The sequence below is a fragment of the Paraeggerthella sp. Marseille-Q4926 genome (assembly GCF_916618935.1).
GTDB classification, from domain to species: domain Bacteria; phylum Actinomycetota; class Coriobacteriia; order Coriobacteriales; family Eggerthellaceae; genus Paraeggerthella; species Paraeggerthella hominis.
The window spans coordinates 317,781-338,416 of record NZ_CAKAKF010000001.1; the positions used below are offsets into that span (position 1 = coordinate 317,781).

At 63.6% G+C, this 20,636-nt stretch carries 15 protein-coding genes and 1 tRNA gene; 13 read left to right on the forward strand and 3 right to left on the reverse strand.

Annotated elements, in window-relative coordinates:
* Positions 1–8 precede the first annotated feature (8 nt).
* The 4 genes from LG373_RS01300 (at position 9) to LG373_RS01315 (ending at position 2,863) form a co-directional block, all read left to right on the forward strand.
* Positions 9–1,253, forward strand: coding sequence for a U32 family peptidase (locus tag LG373_RS01300; RefSeq protein ID WP_225748774.1), 1,245 nt, complete (start codon positions 9–11; stop codon positions 1,251–1,253).
* Positions 1,254–1,371: 118 nt separating this feature from the next.
* Entirely contained in the window at positions 1,372–2,205 is an 834-nt protein-coding gene (locus LG373_RS01305; RefSeq protein ID WP_216528935.1) for a TspO/MBR family protein, read from the forward strand.
* 103 nt (positions 2,206–2,308) lie between these two features.
* Complete coding sequence (locus LG373_RS01310; protein ID WP_114567804.1) at positions 2,309–2,608, forward strand: CDP-alcohol phosphatidyltransferase; 300 nt, start codon at positions 2,309–2,311, stop codon at positions 2,606–2,608.
* Positions 2,609–2,787: 179 nt separating this feature from the next.
* A tRNA-Ala gene (locus LG373_RS01315) sits at positions 2,788–2,863 on the forward strand.
* 797 nt (positions 2,864–3,660) lie between these two features.
* On the opposite strand, the gene LG373_RS01320 is transcribed toward LG373_RS01315, so the two are convergent.
* A complete protein-coding gene (locus tag LG373_RS01320) occupies positions 3,661–4,506 on the reverse strand; it encodes an Mrp/NBP35 family ATP-binding protein (RefSeq protein ID WP_114567800.1) in 846 nt (281 codons plus the stop codon).
* A 142-nt stretch (positions 4,507–4,648) separates the two neighbouring features.
* Here LG373_RS01320 and LG373_RS01325 point away from each other — a divergent pair, with 142 nt between their 5' ends.
* The 4 genes from LG373_RS01325 (at position 4,649) to modD (ending at position 9,703) form a co-directional block, all read left to right on the forward strand.
* Positions 4,649–5,950 carry an amidohydrolase family protein gene (locus tag LG373_RS01325; protein WP_216528933.1) on the forward strand — a complete coding sequence of 434 codons (1,302 nt, stop codon included), beginning with the start codon at positions 4,649–4,651 and terminating at the stop codon, positions 5,948–5,950.
* 254 nt (positions 5,951–6,204) lie between these two features.
* Positions 6,205–6,816, forward strand: coding sequence for an RNA polymerase sigma factor (locus LG373_RS01330; RefSeq protein ID WP_225748775.1), 612 nt, complete (start codon positions 6,205–6,207; stop codon positions 6,814–6,816).
* Entirely contained in the window at positions 6,813–8,429 is a 1,617-nt protein-coding gene (locus LG373_RS01335; RefSeq protein WP_225748776.1) for a DUF4179 domain-containing protein, read from the forward strand. The genes LG373_RS01330 and LG373_RS01335 overlap by 4 nt, the downstream gene beginning before the upstream one ends.
* A 431-nt stretch (positions 8,430–8,860) precedes the next feature.
* A complete protein-coding gene (gene modD / locus LG373_RS01340) occupies positions 8,861–9,703 on the forward strand; it encodes a ModD protein (RefSeq protein WP_225748777.1) in 843 nt (280 codons plus the stop codon).
* A 43-nt stretch (positions 9,704–9,746) separates the two neighbouring features.
* On the opposite strand, the gene LG373_RS01345 is transcribed toward modD, so the two are convergent.
* A complete protein-coding gene (locus LG373_RS01345) occupies positions 9,747–10,088 on the reverse strand; it encodes a hypothetical protein (RefSeq protein ID WP_225748778.1) in 342 nt (113 codons plus the stop codon).
* Positions 10,089–10,405: 317 nt separating this feature from the next.
* Here LG373_RS01345 and LG373_RS01350 point away from each other — a divergent pair, with 317 nt between their 5' ends.
* Positions 10,406–12,478 (forward strand): translation factor GTPase family protein, encoded by a 2,073-nt coding sequence (locus LG373_RS01350; protein WP_225748986.1) that lies wholly within the window; start codon positions 10,406–10,408, stop codon positions 12,476–12,478.
* Positions 12,479–12,627: 149 nt separating this feature from the next.
* On the opposite strand, the gene LG373_RS01355 is transcribed toward LG373_RS01350, so the two are convergent.
* On the reverse strand, positions 12,628–15,582 hold the full coding sequence (locus LG373_RS01355) for a prealbumin-like fold domain-containing protein (RefSeq protein ID WP_225748779.1): 2,955 nt from the start codon (positions 15,580–15,582) through the stop codon (positions 12,628–12,630).
* Between the two features lie 474 nt (positions 15,583–16,056).
* Here LG373_RS01355 and glmS point away from each other — a divergent pair, with 474 nt between their 5' ends.
* The 4 genes from glmS to LG373_RS01375 all read left to right on the forward strand — a co-directional run bounded on the left by glmS (position 16,057) and on the right by LG373_RS01375 (position 20,556).
* Positions 16,057–17,886 carry a glutamine--fructose-6-phosphate transaminase (isomerizing) gene (gene glmS / locus LG373_RS01360; RefSeq protein ID WP_225748780.1) on the forward strand — a complete coding sequence of 610 codons (1,830 nt, stop codon included), beginning with the start codon at positions 16,057–16,059 and terminating at the stop codon, positions 17,884–17,886.
* A 13-nt stretch (positions 17,887–17,899) separates the two neighbouring features.
* A complete protein-coding gene (gene acpS / locus LG373_RS01365) occupies positions 17,900–18,457 on the forward strand; it encodes a holo-ACP synthase (protein WP_225748781.1) in 558 nt (185 codons plus the stop codon).
* Between the two features lie 584 nt (positions 18,458–19,041).
* A complete protein-coding gene (locus LG373_RS01370) occupies positions 19,042–19,980 on the forward strand; it encodes an NAD(P)H-hydrate dehydratase (RefSeq protein ID WP_225748782.1) in 939 nt (312 codons plus the stop codon).
* A gap of 48 nt (positions 19,981–20,028) precedes the next feature.
* Complete coding sequence (locus LG373_RS01375; protein WP_114567792.1) at positions 20,029–20,556, forward strand: HdeD family acid-resistance protein; 528 nt, start codon at positions 20,029–20,031, stop codon at positions 20,554–20,556.
* Positions 20,557–20,636: the final 80 nt, after the last annotated feature.

Sequence of the window (20,636 nt, forward strand, 5' to 3'; positions counted from 1 at the left end):
TTTCGACTATGCTTGGTCAAAATCGTACTCCCGAGCTGCTTGCCCCCGCTGGAGGGCGTGCGCAGCTGGAGGCTGCCGTGCGCTTCGGCGCGGACGCGGTGTACTTAGCTGCCGATCGGTTCGGGATGCGCCAGCGTGCCGAGAACTTCGCGCTATCCGATATCCCCGACGCGGTCGCGTTCGCGCACGCTGCGGGTTCTCGCGTGTTCGTGACCATGAACACGCTTATGCATGCAGACGATTTGGCGGCGCTGCCGGAATACCTTGAGGCGCTTGCCGCCGCGCAGGTGGACGCGTTCATCGTGAGCGACTTGGGGGCGTTTCGCCTTGCGCAGAGGCATGCGCCCAGCGTGGCGCTGCACGTGAGCACGCAGGCTTCCGTAGCCAATGCCGAAGCGGCGCGCGTTTGGCATGAGCTGGGGGCGTCGCGCGTGGTGTGCGCGCGGGAAATGAGCGTGGAGGACATTGCCCGCATGTGCGCCGATGCGCCGCGCGAGCTGGAGATCGAGGCGTTCGTACACGGGGCCATGTGCATGGCGGTGTCCGGTCGTTGCCTGATCAGCTCGGTCATGGCGGGGCGCTCGGGCAACAAGGGGCACTGCACGCAGCCGTGTCGCTGGAGCTACGCGTTGGTGGAGGAGAAGCGCCCGGGCGAGTACTATCCCATCGAGGAGGACGTGCGCGGCTCCTACGTCATGAACGCGCAGGACCTCAACATGCTGGTGCATCTGGACGACCTGGCTTCCGCGGGCGTGGATTCGTTCAAGATCGAGGGGCGCAACAAGCGGGCGTTCTACGTGGCCTCGGTGGTGCACGCGTACCGCTCGGTGCTCGACGGGGCCGATCCGGCCGAGGTCGCTTCGGAGCTGCTTGCCATTTCCCATCGCCCGTACGGCACGGGGTTCTACTACGGCGACGCCGAGCAGGCGCCCGACCGCGACGGCTACCTGAAGGAATGCCTGCACGCGGGCACGGTCGAGTCGTGCGAGCCCGCCGGGGAAGGGCTGTGGCGCGTGCGCGCGACCTGTCGGAACCGGTTCTGCGAAGGCGACCGCTTGGAGGTCCTCTCGCCTCGTCGGCCGGTGGGCTTCGTGTCGGCGCGAAACCTTGCGTGGGTTCCTCGGCCCGACGAGGACGATCCTTGCCCGGCGCCCGTGCCGGTGGCCGTTGCGAACCGCGCTGCCGAGTCTTATGCGTTCTTGGTCGAGGCCGAGCTTCGGCCGGGCGACTTCCTGCGCATCCGCATGAGCTGAGCGTACCGAAGCGATCCCTTATCGAGAGGGTCCCGTTACGCTTGTCGCGCCTGCTTGGGGCTATGCTGAGGTATCGATCCTCAGCAGCTTCAATGCTCCTAGAAAAGCGAGGTGCACCATGTCCGGTCGTGCGTATCGTGCTTCAACCGCATCCGTCGCCACGCGTCGTTCGTCCGCCGTCGAATCGGGCGGGCATCGCGGCCGCCTAACGCCCGAGACAGTGGTTATGTGGACTGCGTACGTGCTTACCGTTGCGGGAAACGTGGCCATAGAGGCCGGGCGGCTTGGGGGTGTTACGTCGGCGACGGTTGCGTACGGGGTGTTCGCCTGGTTCACACCGGCGGGCTACGTGTTTTCCATCTGGTCCTTGATCTATGTGGCGCTGATCGTGTGGCTGGTTTCCTACACCAAAGGCGCTTCCGCCCGACGTAGGCTCTTCACGCCGACGGCCGGCTTGTTCGTTGCGAGCAGCGTTTTGAACGTGCTCTGGCTGGTGCTGTGGCATTTCCAGATGATCGCTGCTTCCTTCGTCGTTATTCTGATCGACTGGTTTGTTCTGGCGGCGCTGTATTTGACCGTCAGGCGGGGGACCGATTCTCTTGCTGGCTGGGTTCCCGTTTCCATCTATACGGCATGGGTGACGGTTGCGACGTTGTCGAATCTGGCTATCGTGGTCACACGGGCGGTTGGAGGGGGCGTTCCGCTTTTGAACGGGTTGTCCGTCGTAGTGTTGACGGCGGGCGTTGTTTCCCTGGGTCTTTTCATGTGGGCGAAGTTTGGCGATGTGACGTTTCAGCTGGTGTTTCTATGGGCTCTGGTGGGCGTTGGCGTGCATGTGCTCGAGGTGTCGTCGGTGACGGCTGTGGCCGTATGGGTCCTCTGCGCTCTTGGCGGGCTGCCAATGCTTGTGTCTTTCGCGAAGTCGCGCAGCGCGTCGCGCGGGCGAGCCTAGGCGTTTCTTCGATTCGCGGACAGCTAATATTTGTTTTTCGACGAAACGCCCCGCGCTTCTTGCTATGATAAGCGCAAGGTAATCCCGGACGAAAGGGGTTGTTATGGGAACGAAAGCAGCGGAGGCGCTCGACGTATCCTTTGACGAGCTGCCGAACTACCTGCACGCGAAGCATTCCGTGTACATGGAGGTCGGCAGCGCAACGTACTACCTTACCGACGTGAACGACCGGTACTGGCGCGCTCAGGCTACCGATCGGCTCAACGACAAGGGGCACTATGTCGACGCGAGCGACCTGGTGCCTACGGTGAGCGAGTTCTTGACGCTTCCTTTTGCGGACGGGAAATCGATCGCCGACTTGTTTGACGAAGCGACATTCTACGCGTCCGAGAAAACCGAATAGCAAAGCCGAAAGGCGGTCGATCGAACGGCCGCCTTTCTTTTTTGCGCGCGAGGCACAGTGCGGCTGCTTGAGGGCGCTCGAAAGTGCTCGAGGGTGCTTGTGCCCATGCTCAAAAATTTTTTCAAAAAACCGCTTGACCCTCGATCTGATTCGGGTATACTAGTCCTCGCACTTTTGAAGGGGCCTTAGCTCAGCTGGGAGAGCGCATGGCTGGCAGCCATGAGGTCAGGGGTTCGATCCCCCTAGGCTCCACCATTAATTACGCAGGTCAGGCAGTGATTGTCTGGCCTGCTTTTTTATGTTTGGGGAAATATCACAAATGTGGGTCCCCCCATGAATTTTCACCGTACGTTCTCGTGAGCGGCGCGATGCGCACGGGACACGGGGTACAGCACGATATACGGCGATCGGCCTGTGGGGCACGCCGCGTCGCGCATGCGTATGGACTGCGAAATGGAACCGAGTTTTTTCGCGGTGCCGCGAAAGCTCGACCTTCTGTCAAAACGAGCGAGTTTTGCTGGTGAATTAACGTCTACAAGGAACTTGCGCACGAAAAACCGCCTTCGCTGGCAGGTTTTGACGGTTAGGGGTTGCCGAGCCGGCCATACTCTTCGCCGCCGCCGGACCCGTTTTGCGTTTTGCCTGATCATGGATCCTAGCTGCTGAATTGCATTTTCCCGGGCGCCCGTCCCGCCGGATCAAACGACCTCAAACCGTCAGAACCTGCCAGCGAAGGCGTTTTTTCGCGCGCTGCCGATGGGAATGGGGCGAAACGGCGACCCGGAGGGCGGTTGCGGCGCGGATCGACAGCCCGGGGAGCCGCAGCGCGGGTCGGCGACTCGGGAGCGACTGCAGCACGTCCGCGGTTCAGGGGCGACTACGGCACGTCCGCGACCCGGGGGCGGCTGCGGCGCAGGGCTGGGTCGCTCCTGTCCAATGGGCCGCGCTTCTCCCTCAAAACCAAGAAGGCCTCCCCGAACGCTTGCAGCAACGTCCGAGGAGGTCTTCGTCGAGGTTGGGGAGGGGTGTCTAGCGATGCCTTGCCGGGTTCTCTATTCCGCGGCGCAGGCCTGCTCGATTTGGGCGATGATGGGGTCGAGCGCTCCGTCCACGTCGTAATCCTCCACGCGGCCGGCATCGCACAGGCGCGCGAACGCCGGATCGATGGGCAGGGTGGCGTAGGCGGGGATGTTGTAGCGCTCTGCCACGACGGAGCCCTGGGGCTCGCCGAAGATATGATGCTCCTTGTCGCAGTTGTCGCACTTGAAGTAGGCCATGTTCTCCACCAGGCCCAGCAGCTCGACGTTCATGTCGTGAGCCAGGTTCACGGCCTTGCCCACGATCATGGCCACAAGCTCCTGCGGGGCCGACACGGTGACGATACCGTCAACCGGCAGCGACTGGAACACGGTGAGCAGCACGTCGGAGGTTCCCGGAGGCATGTCGACGAACAGGTAGTCGATCTCGCCCCAGTTCGTTTCGCTGTAGAACTGGCGGATGGCGTTGCTGACCACGGGCCCGCGCCATGCTACCGGCACATCGTCTTTCGGAAGCATGAGGTTGGTGGACATGACCTTGATGCCGCTTTGCGTCTGCGACGGCAGGATGCCGTCGGCGTCGGCTGCCAGGGGGTTGGTGATGCCGAACGTCTTGGGAATGGAAGGACCGGTGACGTCTGCGTCCAGAATGCCCACGTTGAATCCGCGCTTCTGCATTTGGCTGGCCAGCAGGCTGGTCACGAGCGACTTGCCCACGCCGCCTTTGCCGGATACGACGCCGATGACGTGCTTGATGTTGCTGCGGGAGTTGGTTTCGATGGTGGAGGGACCTTGGGCCGTGCGATCGCCGCAACCGGACACGCCGCAGCTGCCGCACTCATGCGAACATTCTTCTGCCATGACTTCCTTCTTTCTGGGTTTTCAACGCCCGTCTGCGGCGGGCGCGTCTCTCGTCGTACCGCGCATGATAGCATAAGCTGAAGCAACGAAACGGATAGAAAGCGGGCTACGCACGATGCGGTCCGCGAAAGAAAGGGCGCGCATGCTGTTTGCAAATATCAATCTACTCGACGATAACCTGGACTTTCGCGAAAATCAATGGGTGGGTGTTGCGGACGGGCGCATTACCTACTTGGGCGACACGCCGCCCGAGTCCGCCGCCGCCCAAGCATTCGGCGAAGTGTATGACGGCCGCGAAAAGCTCTTGCTTCCCGCGCTGTATAATGCGCATGCGCACGCGCCCATGACGCTGCTGCGCGGCTACGCGGAGAACCTTCCCTTGCAGGCGTGGCTCAACGACGCGGTGTTTCCGTTCGAGGCCAAGATCACCCCGCAAGATTGCTACTGGGGCACGCTGTTGGCATGCGCCGAAATGGTGCGCTACGGCGTGGTGAGCTTTTCGGACATGTACTACCACATGCAGGAGGGCGCTCGCGCCGCCATTGATGCGGGCATCAAGATGAACCTGAGCGACTCGCTGATCGCGTTCGGCGACGTGGGGCTGGACGATTTGCCGCTGCAGTCGCAGCTCATCGACCTGATCGCGAATTTCCAAGGCGCGGCCGACGGGCGCATCGTGGTGGATTGCAACATCCACGCCGAGTATACGTCGAACCCGCGGGCGGTCTCCGACATGGCCGAGTTCGCGCGCGAGCACGGGCTTCGCTTGCAGGTGCATGTGTCGGAAACGCAGCTGGAGCACGAGGAGTGCAAGCAGCGCCACGGCGGCCTGACGCCCGTGCGCTACTTCGAGAGCCTGGGCGTGCTGGACGGCCCGGTGACCGCGGCCCACTGCGTATGGGTGGACGACGGGGACATCGACGTGTTGGCGGCCAAGGGCGTGCACGTGGCCGTCAATCCCGCGTCCAACATGAAGCTGGGCAGCGGCTTCGCCCCCGTCCCCAAGATGCTCGAGCGCGGGGTGAGCGTGTGCCTGGGCACCGACGGTATGGCCTCGAACAACAACCACGACATGTTCCAGGACCTGTACCTGCTGGCCCTGCTGTACAAGGGGTCGACGCAGGACCCGGCGGCGGTCTCGCCCAAGCAGGCGCTCGCCGCCGCCACGCGCGCGGGCGCGCTCTCGCAGGGGCGCGAGGACTGCGGCCTGGTGGCCGAAGGGGCGCGGGCCGACCTGTGCGTGCTCGACGCGTCGGGCCCGTCCTGGGCGCCCATGACCGACCCGCTCTCGAACGCGGTGTACGCGGGCCATGGTGCCGACGTGTGCCTGACCATGTGCGACGGGCGCGTGGTGTACCGCGACGGCGCGTGGCCCACGATCGACGTCGAGCGCGCCAAGGCCGAGGTGTCCGCGCGCACGAAGCGCATCATCGGGGAGTTGTAGAAAAAGGTTCTGATCAGGTACTTCTATTTCTTGTGCTTTAAGGGGTTCTGGCTGCTGGCCGGACGGTTCGGCTCCGAAATCCATAGGGGAGGGCTTTCGTGCGAAGGCCCTCCTTTTTCATTGCGGGCCGGTTCCGAGCGCGCCGCATTCTTCGCGTATTCGCCCTTTTTCGAGAAACCGGGCAAAAGCGCGTAACGTTTTTGCCGGCCGGGCCGTCTAATGATGAAACGGCCGAAGATGAGGAGGACGCGCTTTTGGAAGATTTGATGCAACGAGCCCGAAAAGGCGACAGCGAGGCGTTCGTCGCGCTGTTCGAGCGAAGCAGGCCTGCGCTATGGCGAGCGGTCTTGGCGGTGCTTGGGAACGAGTGCGATGCGGCCGATGCGCTGCAAGAGGCGGCCGTCAAAGCCTGGCAAGCCATCCCTCGATTCGAAGGGCGCAGCAACGTGGAAACCTGGTTCATGCGCATCGCGTTGAGGGTTTCCTTCGATATGCGCGACAAGCGAAGCCGCGAAGCCCCTTACGCTCCCGAGGCGTTTCAGGCCGATGAGCCCTCAAGCCGCGACGACCGCGAGAGGGGCGGGGCCGATACGGTTCCTCTTGACGACTTTCGCGTGATTGCCGGGGGAAAGCACCGAGCCGACCGGGACGAAGCGATGGACGTGCGCCGCGCGATCGCCCAGCTTCCCCCTGACGATCGCCTGGTGCTCACGCTGTTCTACCTCGACGATTTTCCCACGCAGCAGATTGCGACCATGTTGAACGTGTCGGTTGGCGCGGTGCGCGCGCGGCTGGCGCGTGCACGCTCTCGATTCAAGGACGTGTACTGCGGAAACGACAACCAGAAAGCGGAGGTGGCCCGATGACGCACCCTATGAACAACGATGATGAACTGCGCCGCCTGCTGGCGCGCGGCATGAACGACCCGATGCCCCCCGAGGCCCGTGCCAAGCTTGAGCGCACGTACGCCTCGCTCGATTCCATCCCCCAGATGTCGGCGGTATCCGGGACGGCTGCGGGTTCGAATGCGTCGGCAAGCGAGGACGAGGCCGTGCATCCGGTTACGGAAAAGCGTCTGACCAGGCGCGGCTTTGTGGTGGCTGCGGCCGCTGTTGCGGCGGCGGCCATGCTGGGCGGCGCGGCGTATGCGGGATCCCGCTTGCTGCAGATGCAGCCGGGCGACGCCTTGTTTTTCCAGGGCGGCAAGAACCTGCCCGTGTACAGCAGCTTGCAGAAGGGGGTTTCCAGCTTGCAGGCCGATGTGGGGCAGACGGCGGAAGTGGAAGGCGTGCGCGCGACGCTGGACTCCGTGTCGTGCGATCGCAGCATCGTGAACCTGTTCTTCACGCTTGAAGAAGACGGCGGCTTCGACTTGTCGGAGTTGTCGAACTACCAGGGTTCTCAGGAAAACGACTGGTCGAAGCTGCAGAACTTGGCTCCACGTTTTGGATACGAGCTGACAAGCAACGGCGAAACTTTGGGCACCGGCTCCGTTGACCAGCTTGACGCGTACATGGAGGACGGCAAGGTGAAGGTCATGCAGCGCATCGTGCCGGAGTCTACGCTGCCCGACCAGGTGGACGTCGTGCTGAAAGGCTGGGCTCCTTGGAGCGCGGATGCCGAAAGCGGTACGGCGAACTTCTCGATGGATGCCGGCTTGGATTTGAGCACGGTCGACCAGCCGCGCGAGCTGGGGTCGCAGGATTTGACGTTCTTCACGAGCGCAGGCGAGAAGACCATGGGCATCAAGCGCTTCACGTCGTCCGAGCTGGGCACGGTGATGGTGGTTCGCAACGACGAGGTGGAAACTACCGAGGAGAGCGGTCGGCCCCTGTACCGCGTGCCGGATAGCGCGCTGGCGCCCGGCATGCTCAAGGTGGCCGATGACCGGGGCAACGTATTGGTGCCGGTGGGAGCGGGCGATGGAGGGGGCATCGATCCGGCGGGGGACTACGTGGTGGAGTACGCGAACCTTTCCCCCGATGCGAAGAGCGTCACGTTCACGCCTATGTTGAACGCGGTGGATTGGGAGTCCCTCTCCGTTGACGAGCGCAAGGCGCTCGACGACGGGAACTCGCAGCAGATCGACGTTTCGCAGATAGGCGCGAAGCTGCCCACGAGCGAATACGGCGGCTACGAGCTGGCCGGCTGGGACGTGAAGGATAGGACGGTGAGCATCACGCTCAAGCCTTACGGCTGGCAGGCCATGGGCGGCTATATGGAGCTTATTCCCGAAGAAGATGCAACGCCCCTGGTGAGCACGTGGACGAATCCTGAAACCGGCGAGACAGGGCAAGGCTACCACTCGGCCATCGTGTGGAGGAAGCGCGATTACTTGACGGGCGAACTGGTGCAGATGACGTCGTATTATGCGGCGAGCGACGAAGAGCTGCGCGGGTTGACGAGCTACGGCTATCGCAGCGCGTTCGGTGAATACCGCGAGGAGTCGGATGCGGCGCAGACCGTGTCGTTCGCTTAAAGGTTCGCCGGTTGGCAACGCTTGCTTCGAGGTTGCCGAGCGCAGCGCATGGTCGCTGCGCTCGGCGGTTCCGGGCGTAGCCGCGTCGACTCTTGCTTGGCGGCCTGCGCTCAGGAGGTGGGCGCGAATCGACACGTGGCTCCGGTTACGCTCGAAACCGTCACGGGTCTTCATTCGCGCCCGCATTTCGCGTGCCTGCTTTACGCCTCGCATCCATGCTGGTTTGTCGGCAAGCGCGGGCGAGCCCCCGCGGCGCTGCGGAAAGTTCAGCTAGGCGAACGGGCGGAAAAGCACTATTCTGGATTGGTGATAATTCTGCAGCGGTCAAGCCGCCTGCCGTCTGCCGCGCGTCGCTCGTCGTCTGCTGCGCGGGCGTTGTGCGGCTTGGTTTGCGCTGGTGATCGAACATGTCGATGGAGGGAGCCGGTTCTATGCTGAGGATGCCCGATGCGCGAATCGATGGGTTCATTGCCGAGGACGTGCCGTACGTCGATTTGACGTGCGCCGTGCTGGGCATTGGCGACGAGTCGGGGGAGATGGACTACTTCACGCGCGAGGATTGCGTGCTGGCCGGCGTCGGAGTGGTGACGCGCATTATGGCGAAGCTGGGCTGCCAGGTGGTTTCGGCTGCGGCCGACGGGGATCGCGTGGCGGCTGGCGAGACGTTCATGACCGTGCGCGGTCGTTCGGCGGACTTGCACGCGGCATGGAAGGTGTGCCTCAACGTGTTCGACCATCTGTCGGCCGTGGCCACGAAGACGCGCGCCATGGTGGATGCCGCGCATGCGGGAAACCCTCGCTGCGAGGTGCTGACCACGCGCAAGAGCATGCCGGGTGCGAAGGATCTGTTGACCGAGGCCGTCATGGCGGGCGGCGCGTTCCCTCACCGGTTGGGGCTGTCCGAAACGGTGCTCGTGTTCGAGCATCACCTTACGTTCTTCGGCGGATTCGACGCGTTCGTCGAGCAGCTGCCGACCATCAAAGCCCGCTGCATCGAGAAAAAGCTGTTCGTAGAGGCGAATGCCGAGCAAGCGCGCATGTTGGCGCGCGCCGGGGTGGACGGCCTGCAGCTGGACAAGATCCCGACGGACGAGTTGGCCTTGCTGGTTCAAGAGCTGCGTCGGATCGACCCGCGCTGCACACTCGTCGCGGCGGGGGGCGTGAATCCCCGCAACGCCGGCGCGTATGCTGCGACGGGCGTTGATGGGTTGGCTACGACCGCGCCGTTTTCGGCGAAGCCGCTCGATATGAGCGTGCGCATGCGTGCGGTGTGAGAGCGTCCGGTCTCGCCGTCGGGGCGTCCGGTTGCGTGCGGGGCTATTTGCCCAGGATCTTCTTGATGCCCTTCCCGGCGATGACGGCTCCGCCTCCTATGGCGACCAAGCCGGGGCCGGGCAAAACGAGCATGGGGACTCCCAGCAGCATGATCGCGCCGCCGACGACCGTTTGCACCGCGCCTCCTATGGGGTTGGGCTTGCTGGCGGCGGTCCCGTCTGCGCCTATGACCGTTGCCGAAGCGGCAGGGGCTGCGGGCTTCTTCGCCGCCTGCTTTCCGAACGACGGTGCCACGAAGCGATCGTGGCTGGAAGGCGTCTGACCTGCGTTGTCGCGTGCGCTGGCAACGGGGCTGACGTCGATGATGGGTGCGTGCTTGCTCATACGTCCTCGCTTGCGGTCGGCGGGCTGAACCCGCGGTGTGGTTTCCTCGATTATACGGGGCGCGTTTTCGCTCGGCATCCGATATTGCTTCTCTTCGCGGCATTGTCATCGTTCGGTAACGAATTCTTTGCGACTTCTTCAAAGGTCTGCGGTCATTATCTGCTCGCGACCGGCGCTTGCATGCGATACACTGATGGCAGCGGTTTTCGCGCATCGAGCGCGAGAGTGAAGTAGGCATGTAAGGCTCGACTGTGGTTCGCGCCTGGGAATTCATGGCGAAGGCGCAGGATCACGCAACACGAAAGTTGGTGGTCAACATGGCAGCTCCTGCTACCGAACACGTGCGCAACATTGTGCTGGTGGGCCAAGACGGCGCCGGCAAGACGTCGCTCGCCGAAGCGATGCTGCACGTCAGCGGTCGTACGCCCCGCATGGGCACGACGCACGACGGGAAATCCTACCTCGATTACGACGATGAGGAGATCCGGCGCAAATTCACCATCGGCACGTCCATCGCTCCCGTTCCGTACAAGGATTACAAGATCAACCTGCTGGACACTTCGGGGCACCCGGATTTCATCGGCGATACGCTGGCTACCATGCAAGCCGCTGAGATGGCCTTGTTCGTGGTGGATGCCGTGGCGGGACCGCAGGTCATGACCACCAAACTGTGGCGCGAGGCCGAGGACATGCGTCTTTCCCGCGCCGTGTTCATCAATCATATCGATCGCGAGAACGCCGACTTCGACACCGCTATGGCACTTCTGCATGCGCGCTTCGGGTCGCGTTTGGGCCCGGTGACCATCCCCATCGGCGTCGATGCGGACTTCAAGGGCGTCATCGATGTCATTCGCATGAAGGCGCGCTATTTCGACGAGGGCAGCGACGCGGAGCGCGTCGAGGACATTCCCGCCGATTACGCCGATGCGGCCCAGGCGGCGCGCGACAAGCTGTGCGACCTGGTGGCAGAGGCTGACGACGAGCTGATGATGAAGTACCTGGACGGCGAAGAGCAGCTTACGCAGGCGGAGCTGGAGCAGCTGCTGGACAAGGCTATCGCGCAAGAGCTGTTCATTCCCGTGTTCGTGGGGTCCACCATCATCAAGCAGGGCATACAGGGCGTCATGGAAGACATCGCCACCTACTTTCCCCATCCGCGCCATCATGGCCGCTTCCGCTTGGCCAACGGCGAGGAAACGTTCGTGGACGAGACGGGCGAGCCTGCCGGATTCGTGTTCAAGACGGTATCGGATCCGTTCGTCGGTCGCTTGAGCTTCTTCAAGGTCATATCCGGCGTGCTCGAGCCGGGCATGGAGCTGGTGAACGCCCGCACGGGGAAGAAGGATCGGCTGGGTCACCTGTACGTCATGATGGGCAAGGAAGCCACGGACGTGAAGAGCGCGAAGGCGGGCGACATCATCGTGGTTCCGAAGCTGACGGACACGCGCGCCGGAGACACGCTGTCGAAGTCGGGCTCCGTGGCTATCGATCCCTTGCCGCTTCCCATTCCGCAGTACCCGGTTGCCATCGAGGCCGTCAACAAGAAGGATGAGGACAAGCTGGGCGCGTTCCTGACGCGCGCCGTCGAAAACGACCCCACGCTGCGCGTGAGCCGCAACGAGGAGACGCACCAGACCGTCGTGACCGCTATGGGCGATGCCCAGGTGGACACGTTGCTGGCCCGACTCAAGGAGCAGACGGGCGTCGAGGCGAAGCTGGTGCCCGTCCGCATTCCGTATCGCGAGACCATCTGCAAGGTTGCCGAAGCGCAGGGCCGTCACAAGAAGCAAACGGGCGGTGCCGGTCAGTTCGGCGATTGCTGGCTGCGCTTGGAGCCGAATCCCGGCGGCGGCTACGAGTTCTTGGACGAGATCGTGGGCGGCAAGATTCCGCGCGGGTTCATCCCGGCGGTCGACAAGGGCGTGCAAGACGCGATGACCGAGGGCTTCTTAGCCGGGTATCCCATGGTCGATGTCAAGTGCGCCGTGTTTGACGGCTCCTACCATGCGGTCGACTCCAATGAAATGGCTTTCAAGACCGCAGCGCGCATAGGCTTCCGCGCGGCATGCGAGAAAGCCTCTCCCATTCTGCTCGAGCCGATGGCCACGCTTGACGTGACCGTGACGGAGGAGTACGCCGGCCCCGTCATGGGCGATATCTCCACGCGCCGCGGGCGCATCGTGGGCACCGACTCCAACGATGCGGGAGAGACGGTCATCATGGTGCGCGTGCCGTACGCCGAGGTGGTTACGTACACGAAGGATCTGCGCTCGATCACGCGCGGATCGGGGTCGTACTCCATCGAGCTGGAAGGATACGAGCCCGCGCCCGCCGAAGTGACGAAGAAGCTGGTCGAAGCGTATCAGGAAGCAAGGGCCGCAGGGAACTAGCATCGTTTGCGAGGTGCGTTTGCAAGGTCTGAGGCGCGCCGCCCGTTCGTTCGGGCGGCGCGCTTTTTCATGTGTTGAACCCGCGCTGCGCCAAGGTTTGCTCGACGTTGGGCTTGGCAGCTTCCGGGGCGCGTGCGGCGGCTGCGGGATCAGGCGCATCGGGTTCCCGCTCGGACGGAAGGTCCTGCAGCTTTTTTGAACGATGCGACTGCCAGGAAGGCCGCGGCGGCTATGATGCCCGTGATCGAGAGCGCTGCGGATTGCGCACCGTCCCCGGTTTCGGCGATAGCGGGTTCGGGCTGATCGTCAGGTAGGGGGTTGTCGGCAAGGTCTAAGCGCGCTTCTACCAGGGGCGTCTCTTGATCTTGGTACGCAAGCTCCACGGGGTGCTTGGCCTCGTCAATCTGGTAGCCCTTCGGGGCTCGGATTTCGACCGCTTCGTAGCGGCCGAGCGGCAAGGGCGCGGTGGTTGCCGCTCCCGAATCGTCGGTGAGCAGCGTGGCCGCTACGTCTTCGGCTCGCAAAAGCACCGACCCGTCGACGGCGATGATGTCGTGCGCTGCGCGAATCTCGTACAGCGCTTCGGCAAGCGGCTCTTTGCTGACGGCATCGGTTTTCGCGATGGTTATGCAGCCTTGGGCCGACTGGTTCGGGAACTGGACTTCTGCATGGACGCACGGCTGCGACGGGTCGCCGTAGGCAAGCTCGACCCGCAGGGGCTCGGTTGCGCGGACGTAGCCTTGCGGCGCCTGCGTTTCGATGATCTCGTACGTGCCCAGATGAAGCCCCGTTGCGCATGCCGAACCGCTGTCGTCCGAGGTCAGCGTTGCAACCGTTTCTCCTTGGGATACGCTCGTGGTTCCGTCGGCGCTGACCACGTCTTGAGCGGCGCGCACTTCCCAGCTGATGTCGGGTCGGGCTAGGGGCAGCCCTGTTGCGGCATCGGTCTTGCGAAGGGTCAGGCAAGCCGTTTGGGGCTTGTTCTCGATCGTGACGACCAGGGGGTCTTTCGGATCGTGCCCGTTTCCGGCAGCGAGAGAGAACGGCACGGGATTTGCGTCCAGCACGTAGCCGTACGGCGGTGCGATTTCCTGCACCCAGTACGTTTCTCCGCCGTTGAGCTTGCCGGGCAGCAGGCAGCTGCCCGATTCGTCGGTGGCGAACTCGGTTTCGGCCTTCGCGTTGCCATCGCTATCGGCATTGAAGGGCACTGCATTGCCGAAGCGGTCCAGGATTCGAAACACGGTGCGTCCGGCTATCGTTCGGCCCGTATCCGCATCGCGTTTCACCATCTTCAGAAACGTCCCGGTATCGTTTTCGACCGTGTAGGAGTAGGTGCGCCCGTGATCCGCCACGGTGACGGGGAACGCGGGGGCGGCCTGGTATCCGGCGGGCGTGGTGGCAGGGTCTTCCTGCACAAGGTACGTGCCGAAGGGCAGCGCCCCCGCCTGTTCGGGGTCTTTCGCGTGCGCGGTGGCGGCGCGGCCTTGGTCGTCGGTGACGATGCGTGCTGCAACTTGCCCGCTTGCCTTGTGCACGATGTCGAACGCCACGCCTTTGAGCGGGCGCTTCTCGGCCTTGTCTCCTGTGGTTCCTTCGCCGGTGCCTACCTTGAGGATGGCGATGTCTCCGCGAATTACCCGATCGGGCACTTCGGCGGCGTGAAGCAGCGCGTCGAGCGGCTTGTCGCCCAAAGCCGTGATCGGGCAGACGAAGGCCGGCGATTCGGAAAGCAGGTACCCTTGCGGTGCCGAGACCTCGCGAACCACGAGGGTTCCCAGCGGCAGCCCCGATCCGGCGCCGTTCGACGGAAGCAAAGCGGGGTCGATACGCGCAACGCCTTGCTCGTCGGCGACGGCCGTGAGGGTGAGCGTGGGCGAGAACCCCGATGCGGCGGCTTCTTCCGGCGTTGCGAACACGCCGGCAAAATGCTCAACTTGGAAAACCGCTCCGGCAAGGGTCGCATCGCCCTGTGCCTGCGAGGTCCCCGATTCCGCATCGATCTTTAGTGCGACGGGCTCGACAAGGGCAAGCTGCGGTTCGTCGACGACCCTTGCAAGGGGAGCCTTGCCGTCGAGGCAGCTTTTCACGCTTAGCGCAACGGGATAGCTTTGCGCATCCAGGGCGTAGCCTTTCGGTGCCGAAACCTCTTTGATCCAATATGATCCGGGCCATAGGGTTGCTTCGCTTTGCCCGAAACCGTTTGCGTCCGTTACGATGGTCTGCACCTGGTTGGTGCAAGCGGGGTCATCGTATACGCCGTACACGGCGCCGGAAAGGGCGTAGCAGGGGTTTTCGTTCGTTACCGCGGGTGCTGACGACGTCTTTTGCAGGCCGATGGATCCGGTCAAAGGAGGCTCCCAGCTGTTTGCGTAAGAGGTTTTGCCCCCTTCGACAACGATGGTCTGATCCGATTCGTCCAGGGCGTAGCCGGGCGATGCCGCGGTTTCCACCAGCCGGTATCGACCGAGGGGAACGTCGGCTGCCGTCGCTTTCCCCTTGGCGTCGGTGGTCAGGGAGGCGCATGCCGAGCCGTCGGCGGCAACCAGTTGGTATCGGGCTCCTTCGACGGACGCCTCGGGCACCGCGTTTTCGTACGTCGGGTTTCCGTGCTTTTGAAGTTCGACCGATCCGTGCAGGTAGATAGTGAATTCTCCGACGTTCTGCGCGCCTAGGGGCGAGTAGTGGTTCGGGTACATGCCCGCGCCCGAGCAGTCGATGGCGATCGCATAGCCGCCGTTGCCAAGGCGCGTTCCCGTGAACGGGTAGTGCCCCGGAAGCGGGGTTCCGTACATCGGGCCCGACGTGCAGTGCCCCGTGGCTTCGATTCCGTATTGCGGGAAGCGCACGATGAACGTGTTGCCTCCCATCGGCCCGTCGATTTCGGGGTTCGTGCATTCGACGTAGCAGGTGCCGTTGATGGTCGAGGGCGCGGCGTGCGCCGGTTGCGGCGCGCAGCAGGGAAGGCTTACGATCAGGGTTATGCCCAGTGCTGCGAGAAACCAAATGAGCGCTCCTCGGTCGGATGCTTCGGAGCGAAAGGGCTTCAGCTGTTCGAAGCCCTTTCCGCTTTCCGCACGGTTGTTTGCGCGACGCCGATCCATGGCCGTTCCCTTTCTCGCCGATGGCGGCACCAGCGCGATGCCGTGGCTCCATCATAGCGAGGCGTTCTAGCAGGATCATGACGTGCGTCTAGCGAAAAACCACGCGGTTGTGCGCTGCCTCCAGCGCGCATGCAGCACGGTTCTTGCGCGGGGCCTGCGCGGATCCAACGCGTTCCCGCCCCGATCCTTCCGCCGTCCTAGCAGAATTCTAGCGCGGATCAAGCGCGCGCTTCTCATCAGGCGAAACGACGTTGCAAAGCGGCCGGACGGAACGCGCGAAGCGGCGATGGAGACGTGTCGCGCGCTTCGGGAAAGATGCGTTTATTGAGCAAATTCGCAACAACGCCGGACGCTCGCAGCTTTGGGCCGACCCCTTGAATTACAATAGCGCACGTCAAAAACGTCTTCGAGCCGCGCTCGAATCCCGATCGCGCGGCGTTTTCCGAATGACCCGCGTGCGTTAGGAGCATCGTCATGTGCGGAATCGTTGGATATACGGGGCGTCGTCCCGTTCAGGACATTCTCATCGAGGGGCTTTCGCGGCTCGAGTACCGCGGCTACGATTCGGCCGGCGTGGCCATCGAGCAGGACGGCAAGCTCGAAGTCGTTCATCGCAAGGGCAAGGTAAGCAGTTTGGCCCACACGCTCGGGCATTTCGATTTCACCGGCACCTGCGGTATCGGGCACACGCGTTGGGCTACGCACGGACGTCCGAGCGAAGCGAACGCGCATCCGCACACGTCGTGCAATGGTCGCATCGCGGTGGTGCACAACGGCATTATCGAGAACTTCGCCGAGTTGCGCGAAGAGCTGGAGGGGTTGGGCCACGTTTTCACCAGTCAGACCGATACCGAGGTCATTCCGCATTTAGTGGAGGAGGCGTATCGCGAAAGCCACGACCTCATGCAGGCCGTGCGCGAGGCTGCAGAGCGCCTGATCGGCGCGTACGCTATCGCGGTGGTCAGCTCCGACGAGCCGGGAACGCTCGTGGTGTCGCGCAAAGACTCGCCGCTGGTGGTGGGGCTTGCCGACGACGGCGCGTACGTGGCCAGCGACATCATCGCCGTGATCGACGCGACGCGCGACGTGGCGGTGCTTTCGGACGGCGACATCGCCAAGCTTACGCCGGAATCCTCCGAGTTCTTCAACGTTCGCGGCGAGCGATTCCAGCCTGAGATCACGCATGTGGACTGGGACGTCGACGTGGCGGAAAAGGGCGGCTATCCCGACTTCATGCTCAAAGAAATCCACGAGCAGCCGCGCGTCATCCGCGACACGTTGGCGGGCCGCCTGGTCAACGGCGCGCTGGCTATTGACGAGCTTGATCTGTCCGTTGAAGAACTCAACTTGATCGACCGCGTGTACGTCATTGCGTGCGGCACGTCGTACCATGCCGGGCTGATCGCGAAGAACCTGATCGAGGGCTGGGCGCGCATCCCGACGGAGGTCGAGGTTGCCAGCGAGTTCCGCTATCGCAACCCCATCATCACGCCGACTACGCTGGTGGTTGCCGTGTCGCAGTCGGGCGAGACGGCCGACACGCTGGCCGCCATTCGCGACGCCCGCGTGAAGGGCGCGCGCGTGTTCGGCATTACCAACGTGGTGGGTTCGCCCGTTGCCCGCGAAAGCGACGGCGTGATCTACACGAAGGCGAACAAGGAGATCGCGGTGGCGTCCACGAAGTCCTTCTTGGGGCAGGTGGTGTCGCTGACGCTTCTGGCAATGCTGTTGGCCCAGGTGAAGGGCAAGCTCAAGATGAACCAAGTGCGTCTTCTGTTCCGCGAGCTGGCCGACACCGCCGATCAGGTCGAGCGCATCCTGGCCGACACGTCCGCCATCGACGAGGCGGCGCGCGCGTGCAAGGACGCGGCCAGCGCGCTGTTCGTGGGACGCGGCATGGGCGCCGCCATCAGCTACGAAGGCGCGCTCAAGCTCAAGGAGATCAGCTACCTGCACGCCGAGGCGTATCCGGCGGGCGAGATGAAACACGGCCCCATCGCGCTTCTCGACGAGGGCTTTCCCGTTATTGCCGTAGCTACGAAAAGCCCGGTCTACGACAAGCTGATCTCCAACTTGCAGGAAAGCAAGGCGCGCGGGGCCATGGTGGTGGCCATCGCCACCGAGGGCGACCAGGAGATCAAGCAACACGCCGATCATGTCATCTACATCCCGAAGGTGCGCGATGCGTTTTCCGCCATCACCGCCAGCGTGCCGCTGCAGCTGTTCGCGCGCGCCATCGCCGTCGAGCGAGGATGCGATGTGGACCAGCCGCGCAACTTGGCGAAGAGCGTGACCGTTGAATAGGGAAGGGGAGTTCGTGGAGCAGGGAAAACGCGTGGATTCGTCCGATGCCGCCGGCATGTTCGATGCCGTGGAGGGCGCGGTCGGTTTGGGCATGGACATTGTGGAGATCGCTCGAATGCGGACGATCCTGCAGCGCACTCCCAGCTTCCGTACGCGCGTGTTCTCTGAGGACGAGCGCGCCTATTGCGACGCGACGGCTGCGCCCGAGGTGCATTACGCCACGCGCTTCGCGGCCAAGGAGGCCGTGGTGAAGGCGCTTGGCACGGGGTTCTCCCGGGGCATCGGCGTGCGCGACATCGAGGTGCGGCGCAACGCGAAGGGCCGTCCCTACGTGGTGCTGTCGGGTCGTGCGAAGGAGGTGGCGCGCGAGCAGGGCGTTCGCGAGCTTCCGTTGTCGCTGTCCTACACGCATACCGACGCGGTAGCTTGCGCGATGGCCATCACCGAGGATTCCGTGCGCGCGCAAGAGGAGCGCGTGAACCCCATGGAAGAGCTGGCGAAGCAGTTCAAGGAAGCGCGCAGCATGCTCGACGAGCTGGACGCGCCGAAGAAGGCCGACCCCGCCTCGTAGACGGGCTGCTTGGGGTGCGGATGCGGGCGTGGGCGCGGTCGCATGCGGCTTGACCGGGCGCTTCTGGCCTTGCTTGAAGATGTGCGGCAACCGGGTTCGCGCGCGGCGGCCGACGTTGGGCGCCGCGCGCGCCGTCGGACTCGATTTCGCGTCCAGCGAGCGCTGCCGAGGTCGATCTTGGGTCCAGCGAGCGTCGCTGGGATCGATCTGCGCCCAACGAGCGCTGCGGGGATCGATCTGCGCACGAAAAACCGCCCTCGCTGGCAGGTTTTTGCGTTTAGAAGTCGTTGAGTCGGGCCTCGCTTTCGTTGGCGTTCGCCGCGTTTCTCATTTTCCCTGGTCATAGCGTTGGGCTGCTGTGCTGCGTCTTCGCGGGCGTTCGTCCGGTCGGATCAAACGACCTCAAACCGTCAAAACCTGCCAGCGAAGGCGGTTTTTCGTGCGCGGGGGTGCGGCTCGCGCTTGTGCGCGCGGGCATGGAGCGCCACTTGTGCGCAGAGGCGTCGCTCGCGCTTGCACGTGCGGGACGTCGTTTCCGCTTGGAGTATACTGGCGGCATGAAACGTCTTGGAAAGGCGGTCGCTATGGACGATGTGCGTACCTATACCCCGGAAGAGCTGGCCGCGCTGCTCCCGTTGCCGGCCGATGACGCGAACAAGTACTCGCGCGGCAAGCTGGTGGCCGTGGTGGGAAGCGCGCGCTATCCCGGTGCGGCATGTTTGGCGTCGTGCGCGTCCGAGCGCATGGGCGCCGGTTACACCGAAACGTTCACCGACGAGTCGGCTGCGAACCTGGTGCGCGCCGCTAGCTACTCGCTTGTCGTGCGCTCGCGCGCGGCGTTGCAGTCGGGAGCCTTGGCGTCGTCTCGTCCGGGGAAGCCGTGCGCGTACGCAGTGGGCAGCGGGTTCGATGTGCAGGACACGGAATCGACGCGCTTGGTTCACCTGTTGCTCAAGCACGCGGAGGCGCCCGTGCTGGTGGACGGCGGCGGGCTTGACGCGCTTTCGTCTGCGAAGGGTCGCCGGCTGCTCAAGCGGCGCTTCGTTCGGGGGCTTCCCACCGTGGTCACGCCGCATGCGGGAGAGGCCGCGCGCTTGGCCGCGCCGCTCGACCTGCCCGCGGACGATCCGTGCGCGCTGGCGCGCTTGATCGCGCTTTCGTACGGCGTGATCGCCTTGGTGAAAGGCCCGATCACCTATATTTCAGACGGCGATCGGGTGGCGTGCATGCGCGAAGGCACGCCTGCTTTGGCGAAAGCGGGAACGGGCGATGTGCTGGCAGGCATGGCGGGCGCGCTTCTGGCGCAGGGGTTGGACGCGTTCGACGCAAGCGTGCTGGCCGCGTCGCTGCATGCCCGCGCCGCCCGGATTGCCGAGGCACGTTTGACGTCGGTGTGCGTTGTTGCGCAGGACGTTGTCGCGGCCATTCCGCAGGCTGTCGCGTCGCTCGCCGAATCAGGCGCGCAACAGTGCGAAAACGGTCTTCTGACAGCGACTCCGCTGCATGCGAGTGCGCTACAATGAATCGAGCGATGCCGTTGGGGCGTCGGAACGCTTGTGAAGGAGCCATCCATGGATACGACGAAAAAGCATGATTGGGGCCTGGTTGTCGCAGGTATCATGCTCATAGCATGTGCGTTCTTTTTCCTGCTTGCACCGGGTTTGACGCTTGTGACCATCACGGCCATCGCGGGTGCGGCGTTTCTCGTGTCCGGCGTGTTCGACATCATCAGCTACATCAGGTTCCATAAGGCCATGAACTTGTCGGGGTGGGTGATTGCCTATGCCGTGCTGGACATCTTGATCGGTTTGATGTTCTTGCTGCATCCGCTGGCCTTCGCCTCGGTCATCCCGTGGATCATGGGCGCGTTTTTCCTGGCATTTGGCGTGTTCGAGGTTGTCGGCGCGTTCAAGATCCGCAAAAGCGGCGTTCCCCTGTGGGGCTGGATGGCGTTCTCCGGCCTGGTGAGCGTGCTGTGCGGCTTGACGTTTTTCTTCTCGCCGGCTTCGTTCAGCGTGTTCTTGTCCGTGTTCGTCCTGATGCGCGGCGTGTCGATGATCTTCTACGGATGGAATGCTGGCAAGGCTATGATGGCATAAGGTTGCCGGCGTTCGCTGCGGGCGCGCATGGTAGAATCTCATATCGATACCAACGAAGGCCCCGAACTCATCGGGGCCTT